Raw genomic sequence first — 12,845 nt, forward strand, 5'->3', positions numbered from 1 at the left:
CGATGAAATGATTTATTCATGGAAGAGATGGGGCAGTTGACAGCACTTCGGACGGAAACGTCCCCTGTTGTTGCTGCCCTGGCCGCGGCCCGGTCACGGCGCTTTATCATCAAGCCGCACTTGGTCAAGGCCGGGTTTAAGGATTCGACGGCGCACGTCACCGTGATCGGCCGCTTCCACGGCGCCGGGCCGGGAAACGACGCTGCGCTGCTCAACGGCAAGGCCAAGTTCGCCCGGACTTCGGGAACCACGGGCGACAGATCCACGGCCACCGGACTGGACCTGGCGGCGCTTCTTGAAGACGGCGCGGCCCTGATAGACCCCACGCGGTTGTCGGCTGCAGCCGATGCGGCGCGGTTGTTTGGTTTTGTTGAGGCCGCTGATTTTGCGGGCAGGGTCGAGGAGATGTCCCGGTCGTTGGAGTACTTGCAGGTCGTCGCGGCGCAGGCGGTGGAACGGACCCGGAAAGAAGCACAGCAAGCAGGACCCGGGTTGTCTGGGGCCGCGCCGGGATGGCGGACGGGGTGGTCTGAACCGGAGCCAGAACCCAACCCGGCATCAGCTGCCGCTGGTGAAGCACGCTCCACTAACGCGGCACCTTCCGTGGATGAGGCCGGTTCCGTAGTCGGCGAGGGTTCTGGAGGACGGGCCGCCGCTTCAACAGTGAGCCCTTTGGATGACGGGTACCGGAACGCCGCTGAGTTCCTTCGGGCCCGGTTGCGGATCAGCATCGGTGAAGCCCGGCGCAGGCTCGCCCTCGCACCCGATGTCCTTCCGCAGGCTGGACTGGCCGGGCAACAGATCCCGGCCCGGCGCGAAATGCTGGCCGAAGCCCTCTCCTCAGCCCTGGTGCCTACCCGGTCGGCGACGATCATCAGCACCGCCCTGGACACTGTCCGGCAACTCACCGATGAAGACACCATCACCCGGATGGAACACGCCCTCACCGCCACGGCCGTTGAATCCGACCCGGACTTCGTCACCAAAATGGCCAAACGCTGGACCGACAGAATCGACCAGGACGGCGCCGAACCGTCCGAGGAAGTTCGCCGCCAACTCCAAGGCGCGTTCCTCCGCCGTCGACGCCGCCACGGACTCCACCACCTCGAAATCTTCGCCACCGCCGAACAATACGAAACCCTGGCCACGGCCATGAACACCGCCACCAACCCCAGACTCCAAAACACCGAAGCCGGCCCGGTCCTGGACCGTCGCACCCGGGCACAGAAACTCCTCGACGGCTTGGTCGGCGCCTGCGCCGTCGCGATGAGCACCGGGAAACTGCCCTCCAACGGCGGCCTCCGACCCCAACTCACCGTCACCATCGACCACCGCGACCTCTTCGAACGACTCAACGACCACCAACGGCTCAGCACCGGGACAGCGACGTTCACCGGCCCCATCCACCCGAACACCATCCGCAAAATCGCCTGCGACGCCGACATCATCCCCGTCCTGCTCGGCAGCGACTCCCGCGTCCTGGACATCGGCCGCACCACCCGGATCTTCCCACCCCACATCCGCAAAGCCATCACCGCCCGCGACCAAGGCTGCGCCTTCCCCGACTGCACCATGCCCGCACCCTGGTGCGAAACCCACCACACCACCTACTGGTCCCACGGCGGCACCACATCAACCAACAACGGCACCCTGCTCTGCAGCCACCACCACCACCTCATCCACAAAGAAAACTGGCGCATCGACATGACAACCGGCGTCCCCTGGTTCATCCCCCCACCCCACCTCGACCCCAACCAAACACCCCGACGCAACCACCACCACACACCCCACAGAACATAGTGACCCTGGCAAGCGTCGTGACCGGGGCGTCGGGGGACAGCTGCCTGGTATGCGGAAGGGTGCCGGGTGCCGATGCGCGGAAGGGTGCCGGGTGCCCGGGCGCGAGGCGAAGCACAGATGGGTGCCGGGTGCCCGCCCGCGAGGCGAAGCACAGAAGGGCGCTGCGCCCTGCAACCAACACGTCCCGACCTGCAACCAGCACAGGCAATCCGTATAGCCTTGGGGCGTTCCTATATTCCTAGGACTCCCAGGGCCAGCCTGACAGGCTGTTTTCTGCGGCCGCGCCGCCTAGGCTGAAGCTCGAACCCATACTGAATCCATAAAGCAACAAGGTTCGGTACCAGCCACTATCGAGGAGTGCACTGTGAGGATTGCCGTAACCGGCGGAAGCGGAAAACTGGGTAGGAGCGTGGTCCGACGTCTTACGCAGGACGGCCACGAGGTGCTCAACATGGACCGCGCAGGCACGCGCGGTCGGGGTTACGTCAACGTTGACCTCCGAAACTACGGCCAGGTCTTGGATGTCGTCTTGGGCCTGGATGATCAACACGACGGCTTGGACGCGATAGTTCATTTGGCAGCCATTCCAGCACCGGGGCTGGCCCCCGATGCTGCAATCTTTGAAAACAACATGGTGTCCACCTACAACGTGTTCCAAGCGGCACGGAGGGCGGGCATCAAGAAGGTGGTCTATGCCTCCAGCGAGACCGTGCTGGGACTCCCCTTCGACATCGAACCTCCCTACATTCCCGTGGATGAGGAGTATGCGGCCCGACCGGAAAGCACCTACTCGCTGGTTAAGCACCTGGAGGAGCAGATGGCCATCCAAATGACGCGCTGGGATCCGGAGCTGAGCATCACGGCGCTGCGCTTCTCCAACGTCATGGACCCCGAGGACTACGACGTCTTCCCGTCCTTCGACGACGACGCAACGCTCCGGAAATGGAACCTCTGGGGCTACATTGACGCCCGGGATGGCGCCCTTGCCGTGGTGCGGTCCCTGGAGCATGGGGAACCGGGCTTCGAGACCTTCATCATTGCCGCCGCCGATACCGTGATGAGTCGAAGCAGCGCCGAATTGGCAGCCGAAGTCTTCCCCGGCGTCGAGGTCCTTAAGGAACTGGGCGAGCACGAAACCATGCTGTCCATCGACAAGGCTCGCAGGCTCTTGGGCTTTGAGCCCGAGCATAGCTGGCGCAACGTCCACTCCAACCGCACCACGCCAACCGAAGACTGACGCCGCCCACCGGCTGACACGCGACGGCCCACCCCTTAACTGCAGTTTCCTGCAAGCACTCGTAAAGGGATGGGCCGGCGCTGCTTCGGGTGCGTCAGATCATGGTCATGACCATGGCGGGGTCAGCCAGGATTGAGCCGAGGTCCGCAAGGAATCGTGAACCCTGCTCCCCATCCACCAAGCGGTGGTCGAAGGACAGGCTGAGCGACATGACCTGCCGAACGGCGAGTTCGTCGTCAACAACCCACGGCGCCTTCCGCACAGCGCCCAAGGCCACGATTGCAGCCTCGCCGGGGTTCAGGATGGGAGTCCCGGCGTCAATTCCAAACACGCCGATGTTCGTGATGGAAATGGTGCCGCCCGACAACTCCGACGGCGACGTCTTGCCGGCACGCGCGGTATCAGTCAGTTCAGTCAGTGCCGTTGAGAGCTCCCGCAGCGTCATCCGGTCAGCGTCCTTGATGTTGGGGACGGTCAGGCCCCGGGGCGTTGCGGCCGCGATGCCCAGGTTCACGTAATTGAACTGGACAATTTCCTGGCTCGCCTCATCCCAACGCGAGTTCAGCGACGGGTTGTTCCGCAGCGCCACCAGGACCGCCTTTGCCGCAATGGTCAGCGGCGTCAGCTTGTAACCTTCGAACGCCTTATTGCCCTTGAGTCTCGCCAGCAATTCCATGGTTGCCGTGACGTCCACCGTGAGGAACACCGTCACATGCGGGGCAGTGAACGCGCTCTGCACCATGGCTGCGGCCGTGAACTTGCGAACACCCTTAATGGGCGTTCGGGTTTCCCGCTCACCCTGTGCAGCAGAAACTGGAGCTTCAGCTGGAGCTTCCTGCGTACCGGAGAAGTTCTGAACATCCTCGCGGGTGATGAGCCCGCCCGGTCCGGTTCCGGAAACGAGTTCCAGTTCAATGCCAAGGTCGCGCGCCAATTTACGCACTGGCGGGGTTGAACGCGGGCGCTCAGAAGCTTCAGCCTCTGACTGACGAGACACTACGGGCTCGGCGATCGCCGGAGCCTCTGGCGTTGGGGGTGTCACGTTCTGGACCTGCCCGCGGGCGCGGCGAGCGGGACGGCCACTATGTTCGACGACGGCGCCGTACCCCACCAGGTTCGGCTCACGTTTAGCGGGAGTTCCCACCGCTTCAGCGGCCCCAGTGGCAGGCGCCCCATTCGCAGATGTCTCGACGGCGGCCCGGTCACCAACGGACCCGGCACCAACGGACCCGGCACCAGTGGACCCGTCCCCGGCAACCGGCGCGCCGCCCCCGTTGGAGGACCCGGCGTCGTCAACCTCGAACGAAACGATCGGCTTACCAACCTCCACCACAGTGCCGGGCAACTCATGAAGTTCTGCCACCACTCCTGCGAAGGGAGAGGGCAACTCGACAACGGCCTTGGCGGTTTCAACCTCGGCGATGACCTGGTTCAGAGTGACGGTGTCCCCCACCGCTACCTTCCAGCTCAGGATTTCGGATTCGGTCAGGCCCTCGCCAAGGTCCGGCAGCCTAAATTCCTTGATCATGGTGGCGGTCATCCTTCCAGTCCACTCAGCGAGTTGCTGCGGCCAAGGGCGCGGTCCACGCCGTCGAGAATCCTGTCCAGATCCGGCAAGTGGTGCATTTCGAGCTTCGAATACGGGTACGGAACATCGAAGCCGGTAATTCGGACAGGAGCAGACTCCAGGTAATGGAAACAGCGTTCGGTGATACTGGCAGCGATCTCTGCACCCACGCCTCCGGATTGACCCGCCTCATGGGTGATCACCAGTCGTCCGGTCTTGCGGACTGAAGCCTCGACTACGGGGTAGTCGACGGGGGCCAGCGAGCGGAGATCGATAACTTCCACCGAAATGCCTTCGTCGGCCGCGGCCATGGCAGCGTCCTTGGCCGTTTTGACGAGAGGACCGTAGGCAACCAGCGTGACATCAGAACCGGGGCTGACCACGGAAGCCTTGTCCAGCGGAAGGGCTGTGGAGAGGTCAAGGGTCTCATCCACGTCGCCCTTATCGTGATAACGCCGCTTCGGCTCGAAGTAGAGCACGGGATCATCGGACGCGATGGCCTGCTGGATCATCGTGTAGGCATCCTGCGGATTCGACACAGCTACAACCCTGAGGCCGGAGGTGTGCGTGAAGTACGCCTCCGGCGATTCGGAGTGGTGCTCCGGCGACCCGATGCCGCCACCGAACGGAACACGGATGGTAATGGGCATCTTGACGCGGCCCTGCGTGCGGTAATGCATCTTGGCCACCTGGCTGACGATCTGGTCGAACGCCGGGTAGATGAAACCATCGAACTGGATCTCGCACACGGGCCGGTATCCGCGGTAGGCCAAGCCGACCGCGGTGCCGATGATGCCGGACTCAGCCAGCGGCGAATCGATCACCCTGTGCTTGCCGAAATCTTTCTGCAGCCCATCCGTGACGCGGAAGACGCCTCCTAGCGAGCCGATGTCTTCTCCCATGAGGACTACTTTGGGATCGTTTTCGAGGGACTTCCGGAGGCCGGCATTGATGGCCCGGGCAAAAGTGAGCTTGGACATCAGAGTGCACCTTCCTCGACTGGCTGGTTGAAACTGTTCAGGTAGCGCGAGTAATGGTCCTTCTGGCGTTCAATCCAGGAATTGGGGGTGCTGTAGACGTGGTTGAAAACGTCCAACGGCTGCGGGTCCGGCATATCGATACAGCTGGCCCGAAGTTCCGCGGCCACGGCATCGGCCTTGGCCTTGACGCGGGCTTCCACATCCTTCGACAGCAGGCCCTTGGCCTCCAGGAGCTTGCGCAGCCTCAGGATTGGATCCTTGGCGGCCCAATCCTCCAACTCGATGGGGTCACGGTAACGGGTGGGGTCATCGGCGGTGGTGTGCGGGCCCATGCGGTAGGTCACAGCTTCAATGAAAGTTGGTCCCCCGCCCTTGCGCGCCCGGTCCAAGGCCAGACGAGTCGCAGCCATAACAGCCAGGACATCATTGCCATCGACCCGCATGCTCGGGATACCGAATCCGGTGGGCCTGTCAGCCAGCTGAACGTGGGACTGTACGCGGACGGGCTCGGAAATTGCCCAATGGTTGTTCTGGCAGAAGAACACTACGGGAGCCTGGTAGCTCGCGGCGAACACCATAGCCTCGTTCACGTCGCCTTCACTCGTGGCACCATCGCCAAAGTAGGCAAGGACCGCAGTGTTGGCACCATCCAACTGGACACCCATGGCATAGCCGGTCGCGTGCAAGCTCTGGGAACCAATGATGATCTGGGGCGTCGCCAAGTTGATGCGCAGGGGATCCCAACCATAAGAGGCATTGCCACGCCACACCCTGGCAATTTCGGAAAGGTGGGCGCCACGTACATAAGCCACCCCGCTTTCGCGGTAGCTCGGGAAGACGAAGTCGTCGTCCCGCAGCGAGCGGCTTGAGCCGATCTGGGCGGCCTCCTGTCCCAGCAACGGGGGCCACAATGCGAGCTCTCCCTGCCGCTGGAGCGCCGTAGCCTCCGCATCAATTCGGCGAATGACCGTCATGTCCTCATACAAGGAGCACAGGTGTTCGTCGCTGATGTCCTTGACCCAGATATCAAACTCGGGATGGCTGATGCGCTCGCCTTCCGGCGACACCAACTGGAGCAGATCGCCGCCAGTCCTCAAGGGATTTTGTGCACTATGTCCTGGGCCCGGAGTGTCATGGTGCACTCCTTTGCCCGCCTGATCCGTCAACACAGGTGATCGCAACCTTCCGGCTCGTTTTCGTCGGCGCTGGCGGGACTTGTGGTCCTGCCGCACACCGGCCCTCCGGCACCTTCGCTGGAGTTAATTGTGACCCTACTCACAACGCGCATCGGGTACAACTACCTCGGCTGAAGTTGAACATTCTGCCCTGTTATAGGGTGCAGACCCGTGCTAATCTTGCGCATTATGCAACCCTTGGATGGCACTGACACCCGACTGCTTTCGGCCATGGCCAAAGACCCCCGCGGGACGGTGGTGGCACTCGCGCAAAAGCTGGGTTTGTCCCGCAATACAGTGCAGGCCCGCATGGCCCAGCTCGAGAAGAAGCACGCGTTCCTCTCATTCGAGCGGAGGATCAACCCGGTGGCCCTCGGCTACCCGCTAACGGCGTTCATCACCGTCCATGTACAGCAGCAGAAATTGGCCTCTCTTGCACAGGACCTGGCTGACATTCCGGAGATCCTGGAAGGGTTCGGACTGACGGGATCGGCGGACCTTTTGCTGCGTGTTGTTGCCTTGGATGCGGAGGATCTCTACCGCATCAATGGGAAAATCCTCGGCTGCGACGGTGTGGACCGGACGGATACGGCCCTGGCCATGCGGGAAATGATCCCCTACCGGGTGCAACCACTGCTGGGACGGCGCACGGAGGCCTGAATTCCCTCGCTACCTGGAGTTATTCCTGGCGCACCCTTGCCCCCGGAAGCGGACATGCGATTTGATGCAAGAGGACGCATCGGGGACCGCCCAGGCCCCGGCCAGGTGGTGGCGCTGCCGAAGGCTGCCGAAAGGGGCACTACCGTGAGCAATCCGCAAGAACCCAGCCAGCCAAACCACAACCAACCCGGGTATAACCCGCCTCCGGTTCCGCCTGGACCCGGGCACACGCCACAGAACGGAGCCACACCACAGAACGGCGGTTCCCCGCAGTGGCAACAGCCGCCGTCGTCCGCTTCTCCACAAGGCAACCAGCAGTACGCGGCCCCAGGCCAGGGACCTTACGCCCAGAACCCATACCCGCAGGGCGAAAATCCTTATTCGCAGGGTCAGTACCAACCCGGCCAGTACCCGCCGGGTCAATACGGCCAGCAGCCACCAAAGAAGAGCCGCAAAGTTCTATGGATCGTCCTCAGTGTTGTTGCGGGCGTCATCGTGCTGGCCCTGGTGGGAGTTCTGGTGCTCGTCAACCTCGTGGGCAACGCAACATCCAAAGCCAGGTCCCTGGCGGACGAGTTCACCAATTTGGTGGTGTCCGGGCAAACAGAGCAGGCATATGACAACTACCTTAGCCAGCCCTTGAAGGACGAACTGGACAAACAATCCTTCGTGGACGGCATTGCCAGCCTTGAGTTGGACAGCACATGCAAACCGAACTACAACTCCGTGAGCGTGAACTCGGAGAACGGAAACAACAAAGCAGACCTCGCCGGCAAGCTGCAATGCGACGGCAAGGCCATCGATCTCCAGTACGTCTTCGAGGGCACCAACGACCTCAAGATGAGCAGCATCCGCCTCCGCCCATAGGCATCGGGGTTTGTAGGCCTCGGAAAAAGTAATCCGGTCCAACACCCATCCACCTGCACGAATGGTCCGAATCACTGCTTGAGAGCCCCAGCCGGGGCTCCGCAGGACGGCCGGATTTCCCGGCCATCACCGGAAGGTTCGGACCAATGCGTACTTCGCCCAATCGCTTGATCGCCACCATTTTCGGAGCCGTTTACCTCTTGGTAGGCGTGCTCGGATTCTTCGTCACCTCGGGAATCGGCTTCTTCGCCACCGAGGGCGCCAACTTGATCATCTTTGCCGTGAACCCGCTTCACAACATCATTCACCTGGCCATTGGCGCTGCCCTTCTCTACGCCGGCATGAACAGCGTCACGCTGTCCAAGTCCATTAACACCGCCGTTGGAGGCGTCTACCTGCTGGTGGGTATCGTCGGCCTCTTCCTCGTTGGCAGCTCGCTGAACATCATTGCCCTCAACGGTGCAGACAACGTGCTGCACCTTGCCAGCGCAGTGGTCCTGCTGGGTGTCGCGCTGTCCCAGGATAAGGCTGCCGTAGCTTCCGCCCGCGCCTGATCACCTATTACGCGCCTAAGAGAGCGAGAGGACGGTAAGAACCATGGAAAGCAGAAACCAACCCACGCTCAGGGCAGCCACCCTGTTGTTCGTGTACTTCGCTGCAATGGCCGCCGGGATGGTTGAGCTTTCGCTCGCTGCCGGGTACCTCACCGGACCTGACTCGGTGACACCCGGCTTGGTGGTTGCAGGTATTTCAACTCTCGCGGCTGGCCTGGCTTTCTTGGCTTGGTCCTTGTGGGGACTGCACCGCAACTCCCTCGTCTTCGCTCGGTATGCGGTTCCAGCCTTGGCAGCGGCGGCCGTTGCGCATGTCGCAGTCATGGCGGCCGGCGTCTCCACCCAGCGCTCACTCGACGTGAGCCACCTTGCCGCCCTAGGCCTGACGCTCATGGCACTTGCCGGAGCGGGCTGGTTGAGGCGGCAGCACAAGACCAACGACGGCGGCGCCCACGGCCAGCCAAGGACCGGGCGGCTTCTGGCAGCCGCGTTCGGAGCCGCCGTCGTTGTTGCAACAGTGGCAACACCCGGCCTGGCAGCCTCGATGGCCGGGCAGCACGCCGTCCCGCATGGAGAGCACGGCCAGGCACCGGACGGAAAGAACGGCCAGGGCTCCAATCCCGCCCTGGACCCGGGTCGCCACCACTAGGCGGCGACTGGACCGGCGCACCATTAACACTGCCCACTGTTGATGGTGCGCCTGGTTCGTGGATCATGGTGGCATGGATCCCATCGAGGCGCTCGACGAAATTTCCTTCTGGCTGGAACGCGGCCAAGCCCCCACTTTCAAGGTCCAAGCCTTCCGCAAAGCAGCCGACGCCGTTCGGCAGCTTCCGCCGGAAGAGCTGGCGAAGCTGGTCAGCAGCGGGCGGATAACAAGCCTCAAAGGCGTCGGAAGCCGGAGCGCGGAAGTCATCACGCAGGCCCTGGAGGACAGTGTCCCCGACTACTTGGCCGATCTGCGGACGCGCGGGACAGAAGCGTTGGCCTCCGGAGGTGACACTCTGCGGGCCGCGCTGCGCGGAGACCTTCACAGTCACAGCAACTGGTCTGATGGCGGCTCACCCATCGAAACCATGGTTGCCGCAGCCCGCACCCTCGGCCGCGAGTATCTTGCCCTGACGGACCACTCCCCCAACCTCACCATCGCCAATGGCCTCAGCGTCGAACGGCTCGAGGAACAACTGGGCGTGGTGGAACGCATCAACGCCTCACAGGACGGCTTCCGCTTGCTCAGAGGCATCGAGGTGGACATCCTTGAGGATGGAACCCTGGACCAGACACCGGACATGCTGGACAAGTTGGATGTAGTGGTGGCCAGCGTCCATTCAAAGCTTCGCTCCGACAAAAAGACCATGACCACACGAATGTTGGGCGGCATCAGCGACCCCCACACCAACGTCTTGGGGCATTGCACGGGCCGACTGGTCCAAGGCTCGCGCGGCACCCGGCCTGAGTCTGAGTTCGACGCCGCAAAAGTGTTCAAAGAGTGCGCCGAGTGGGGTGTCGCGGTTGAAATCAATTCACGACCGGAGCGGCAGGATCCGCCTGACAACCTCATCAAAATGGCCCTCGACGCCGGTTGCCTGTTCAGCATCGACAGCGACGCCCATGCTCCCGGCCAGCTCGATTTCCTGCAGTACGGGGCGGAGCGCGCCGAAGCCCTTGGCGTGCCAAAAGAACGCATTGTCACCACGTGGCCGCTGGATCAGCTGAAGGAGTGGCTGAGCCTGAAGAAGTGACAGACCGGCACGCAAGAAGGCTCCTCCTGCGGCTATTCGCAGGAGGAGCCTTCTTGTTGTCTTGGCGGGGCTAGTGGTCTACGGCCTTCTCTGCACCGACGCCGGTCAGCGAGCGCACCTCCATTTCCGCCTGCTTGGCCGGATCTTCGCGCCGCTTGTCCAGGACCGTTCCGAGCCAGCCTAGGAAGAAGGCCAGCGGGATCGACACGATGCCCGGGTTGCTCAGCGGGAAGAGGGCAAAGTTTGCTCCCGGAATCATGGAGGTTTTGGCGCCCGAAACTACAGGCGAGAACGTAATCAGCAAGATTGCCGCTGCCAAGCCGCCATACATGCTCCAGACCGCGCCCTGGGTGGTGAACTTCTTCCAGAACAGGGAGTAGACGATGGTGGGCAGGTTCGCCGAAGCTGCAACTGCGAAGGCCAGAGCCACCAGGAAGGCCACATTCTGGCCGTTGGCGAAGATGCCACCCAGAATGGCAAGGACTCCGATCACCAGTACCGTGCGCCGGGCCACCTTCACCTCGGTAGTCGCATCGGCTTTGCCCTTGGCAATGACATTGGCGTAGATGTCATGGGCGAAGGATGCCGCCGCCGTGATGGTCAGACCGGCCACCACTGCCAGGATAGTGGCGAAGGCCACCGCCGAAATGAAGCCCAGGAGCAGCGGTCCACCAAGGTGGAAGGCCAGCAGCGGTGCGGCGGAGTTGACGCCGCCTGGTGCGGATTTAATGGTCTCAGCACCTACCAGGGCTGCTGCACCGTAGCCCAGTACCAAGGTGAAGAGATAGAACAGGCCGATCAGCCAGATCGCCCACACCACGGACTTTCGGGCTTCCTTGGCCGTGGGGACGGTGTAGAAGCGCATCAGGACGTGCGGCAGTGCCGCGGTTCCGAGGACCAGGGCAAGGCCAAGAGACATGAAGTCGAGCTTGGACGTTTCGGTCTTGCCATACTGCAGGCCCGGGTTCAGGACGGCCGGGTTGTTGGCAACTTCAGCTGCGGAACCCAACAGGCTGGAAAGATTGAAGCCATAGATCGCAAGCACCATCGCCGTCATCACCCCGGCGCCGGCAATCAGCAGGATGGCTTTGATGATCTGCACCCAAGTAGTGCCCTTCATGCCGCCGATGAGCACATACATGATCATGAGGGCCCCGACGACGATAATCACCAGAGCTTGTCCACCCCAATCGCTGATGCCGAGCAGGAGGGAGATCAGGCTGCCTGCACCTGCCATTTGGGCGAGGAGGTAGAAGAAGCAGACGGCCAAGGTGGACAGTGCCGCTGCGATTCGGACAGGGCGCTGGCGCAAGCGGAACGACAGAACATCAGCCATGGTGAACTTGCCGGTGTTGCGGAGCAGTTCAGCCACCAATAGCAGGGCGACCAGCCAGGCGACCAAGAAGCCAATGGAGTACAGGAACCCGTCGTAGCCGTTGATGGCGATGGCGCCCGTAATACCGAGGAATGATGCCGCCGAGAGGTAGTCGCCGGCTATGGCCGTGCCGTTTTGGGAGCCGGTGAACGACCGTCCGGCCGCGTAGTAATCTGCCGCGGTTTTATTGTTCCGGCTTGCCCGGAAGACGATCACCATGGTGACCGCTACGAAGAGGGCAAAGATGCCCATGTTGAGCAGAGTGGTATCTTTCAGCGCTTCGACGTTGACCGCTGCCGGGACCATGGTGTTCATTTGGCTGCCCCGCTGATCACATTGCCGTCCTTATCGAATTCGTGGCCCTCGATCTCGTTCCGGATTTCCGCAGCGATCGGGTCCAGTTTCCTGTTGGAATAGCTCACGTACCAAGCCGTGATGCCGAAGGTGGTGACGAACTGAAGCAAGCCGAGAATCAGGCCGACGTTGATGTTGCCCCAAACCTTGATGGACATAAAGCCCACCGCATAGTCGGCCAAGAGAACGTAAGCGAAATACCAGAGCAGGAATACGACTGCCATCGGGAAGACAAAGCTGCGATGCCGCTTGCGCAGTGTCTTGAACCGTTCCGTCTGTTGGACTTCCTGGAAGTCCACGGACGCCGTTGCGTCCTGGGGTTGGGCCTCATTACCCATGGTTCCTCCTGATTGTGATGTGTCCACATCAGCTCCACACGCATTGCCAATGTGACTGCAATCACTATCGAACACGGCCCGGTACCTGTTCCAGAGAATTGATCACTGCCGTCGCTCAACGGTTGTGACACTGCGCCAAACGGTGTCCGCGAGGGAGCATCCGGCAAATCGCGCGGGGCGCGGGCAGCGCGTCCGG

The 12,845-nt window shown here is 62.2% G+C and carries 12 protein-coding genes; 7 read left to right on the top strand and 5 right to left on the bottom strand.

Annotation, left to right across the window (positions count from 1 at the left end):
* Nucleotides 1–18: 18 nt before the first annotated feature.
* The gene (locus AC0J5Z_RS16150) at nucleotides 19–1,800 is read left to right on the top strand and encodes an HNH endonuclease signature motif containing protein (protein ID WP_475034163.1); all 1,782 of its coding nucleotides are present in this window, start codon (nucleotides 19–21) and stop codon (nucleotides 1,798–1,800) included.
* Nucleotides 1,801–2,164: 364 nt separating this feature from the next.
* Nucleotides 2,165–3,037: an NAD-dependent epimerase/dehydratase family protein gene (locus AC0J5Z_RS16155; protein ID WP_475034165.1), complete on the top strand. Its 873-nt coding sequence runs from the start codon at nucleotides 2,165–2,167 to the stop codon at nucleotides 3,035–3,037.
* 94 nt (nucleotides 3,038–3,131) lie between these two features.
* Here AC0J5Z_RS16155 and AC0J5Z_RS16160 read toward each other — a convergent pair whose 3' ends face one another.
* From AC0J5Z_RS16160 to pdhA, 3 genes are read right to left on the bottom strand one after another with little or no spacing between them, the layout of a single operon-like run.
* Nucleotides 3,132–4,577, bottom strand: coding sequence for a dihydrolipoamide acetyltransferase family protein (locus AC0J5Z_RS16160; RefSeq protein ID WP_475034168.1), 1,446 nt, complete (start codon nucleotides 4,575–4,577; stop codon nucleotides 3,132–3,134).
* Nucleotides 4,574–5,584 (bottom strand): alpha-ketoacid dehydrogenase subunit beta, encoded by a 1,011-nt coding sequence (locus tag AC0J5Z_RS16165; RefSeq protein ID WP_475034170.1) that lies wholly within the window; start codon nucleotides 5,582–5,584, stop codon nucleotides 4,574–4,576. The genes AC0J5Z_RS16160 and AC0J5Z_RS16165 overlap by 4 nt, the downstream gene beginning before the upstream one ends.
* Nucleotides 5,584–6,753, bottom strand: coding sequence for a pyruvate dehydrogenase (acetyl-transferring) E1 component subunit alpha (gene pdhA, locus AC0J5Z_RS16170; protein ID WP_475034172.1), 1,170 nt, complete (start codon nucleotides 6,751–6,753; stop codon nucleotides 5,584–5,586). Before pdhA ends, AC0J5Z_RS16165 begins: the two co-directional genes overlap by 1 nt.
* A gap of 195 nt (nucleotides 6,754–6,948) precedes the next feature.
* Here pdhA and AC0J5Z_RS16175 point away from each other — a divergent pair, with 195 nt between their 5' ends.
* The 5 genes from AC0J5Z_RS16175 to AC0J5Z_RS16195 all read left to right on the top strand — a co-directional run bounded on the left by AC0J5Z_RS16175 (nucleotide 6,949) and on the right by AC0J5Z_RS16195 (nucleotide 10,582).
* On the top strand, nucleotides 6,949–7,419 hold the full coding sequence (locus AC0J5Z_RS16175) for an Lrp/AsnC family transcriptional regulator (protein ID WP_475039744.1): 471 nt from the start codon (nucleotides 6,949–6,951) through the stop codon (nucleotides 7,417–7,419).
* Between the two features lie 144 nt (nucleotides 7,420–7,563).
* Nucleotides 7,564–8,286, top strand: coding sequence for a hypothetical protein (locus tag AC0J5Z_RS16180; RefSeq protein ID WP_475034174.1), 723 nt, complete (start codon nucleotides 7,564–7,566; stop codon nucleotides 8,284–8,286).
* Nucleotides 8,287–8,432: 146 nt separating this feature from the next.
* On the top strand, nucleotides 8,433–8,840 hold the full coding sequence (locus AC0J5Z_RS16185; protein ID WP_475034176.1) for a DUF4383 domain-containing protein: 408 nt from the start codon (nucleotides 8,433–8,435) through the stop codon (nucleotides 8,838–8,840).
* Nucleotides 8,841–8,883: 43 nt separating this feature from the next.
* Nucleotides 8,884–9,489 (top strand): hypothetical protein, encoded by a 606-nt coding sequence (locus AC0J5Z_RS16190; protein ID WP_475034178.1) that lies wholly within the window; start codon nucleotides 8,884–8,886, stop codon nucleotides 9,487–9,489.
* Nucleotides 9,490–9,562: 73 nt separating this feature from the next.
* On the top strand, nucleotides 9,563–10,582 hold the full coding sequence (locus tag AC0J5Z_RS16195) for a PHP domain-containing protein (protein ID WP_475034180.1): 1,020 nt from the start codon (nucleotides 9,563–9,565) through the stop codon (nucleotides 10,580–10,582).
* Nucleotides 10,583–10,652: 70 nt separating this feature from the next.
* Here the strand turns inward: AC0J5Z_RS16195 and AC0J5Z_RS16200 are convergent, their stop codons facing one another.
* Nucleotides 10,653–12,272 (bottom strand): solute symporter family protein, encoded by a 1,620-nt coding sequence (locus AC0J5Z_RS16200; RefSeq protein WP_475034182.1) that lies wholly within the window; start codon nucleotides 12,270–12,272, stop codon nucleotides 10,653–10,655.
* The gene (locus tag AC0J5Z_RS16205; RefSeq protein WP_017199418.1) at nucleotides 12,269–12,649 is read right to left on the bottom strand and encodes a DUF485 domain-containing protein; all 381 of its coding nucleotides are present in this window, start codon (nucleotides 12,647–12,649) and stop codon (nucleotides 12,269–12,271) included. The genes AC0J5Z_RS16200 and AC0J5Z_RS16205 overlap by 4 nt, the downstream gene beginning before the upstream one ends.
* Between the last annotated feature and the right edge of the window lie 196 nt (nucleotides 12,650–12,845).

It is taken from the genome of Paenarthrobacter sp. TRD_SC_7 (genome assembly GCF_056156245.1).

What these genes read in the sequence shown, in the direction of transcription:
- AC0J5Z_RS16160 (WP_475034168.1), bottom strand. Translation starts at nt 4,577, where the DNA reads ATGACCGCCACCATGATCAAGGAATTTAGGCTGCCGGACCTTGGCGAG.
- AC0J5Z_RS16150 (WP_475034163.1), top strand. Translation starts at nt 19, where the DNA reads ATGGAAGAGATGGGGCAGTTGACAGCACTTCGGACGGAAACGTCCCCT.
- AC0J5Z_RS16185 (WP_475034176.1), top strand. Translation starts at nt 8,433, where the DNA reads ATGCGTACTTCGCCCAATCGCTTGATCGCCACCATTTTCGGAGCCGTT.
- AC0J5Z_RS16165 (WP_475034170.1), bottom strand. Translation starts at nt 5,584, where the DNA reads ATGTCCAAGCTCACTTTTGCCCGGGCCATCAATGCCGGCCTCCGGAAG.
- AC0J5Z_RS16175 (WP_475039744.1), top strand. Translation starts at nt 6,949, where the DNA reads ATGCAACCCTTGGATGGCACTGACACCCGACTGCTTTCGGCCATGGCC.
- AC0J5Z_RS16190 (WP_475034178.1), top strand. Translation starts at nt 8,884, where the DNA reads ATGGAAAGCAGAAACCAACCCACGCTCAGGGCAGCCACCCTGTTGTTC.
- AC0J5Z_RS16195 (WP_475034180.1), top strand. Translation starts at nt 9,563, where the DNA reads ATGGATCCCATCGAGGCGCTCGACGAAATTTCCTTCTGGCTGGAACGC.
- AC0J5Z_RS16205 (WP_017199418.1), bottom strand. Translation starts at nt 12,649, where the DNA reads ATGGGTAATGAGGCCCAACCCCAGGACGCAACGGCGTCCGTGGACTTC.
- AC0J5Z_RS16200 (WP_475034182.1), bottom strand. Translation starts at nt 12,272, where the DNA reads ATGAACACCATGGTCCCGGCAGCGGTCAACGTCGAAGCGCTGAAAGAT.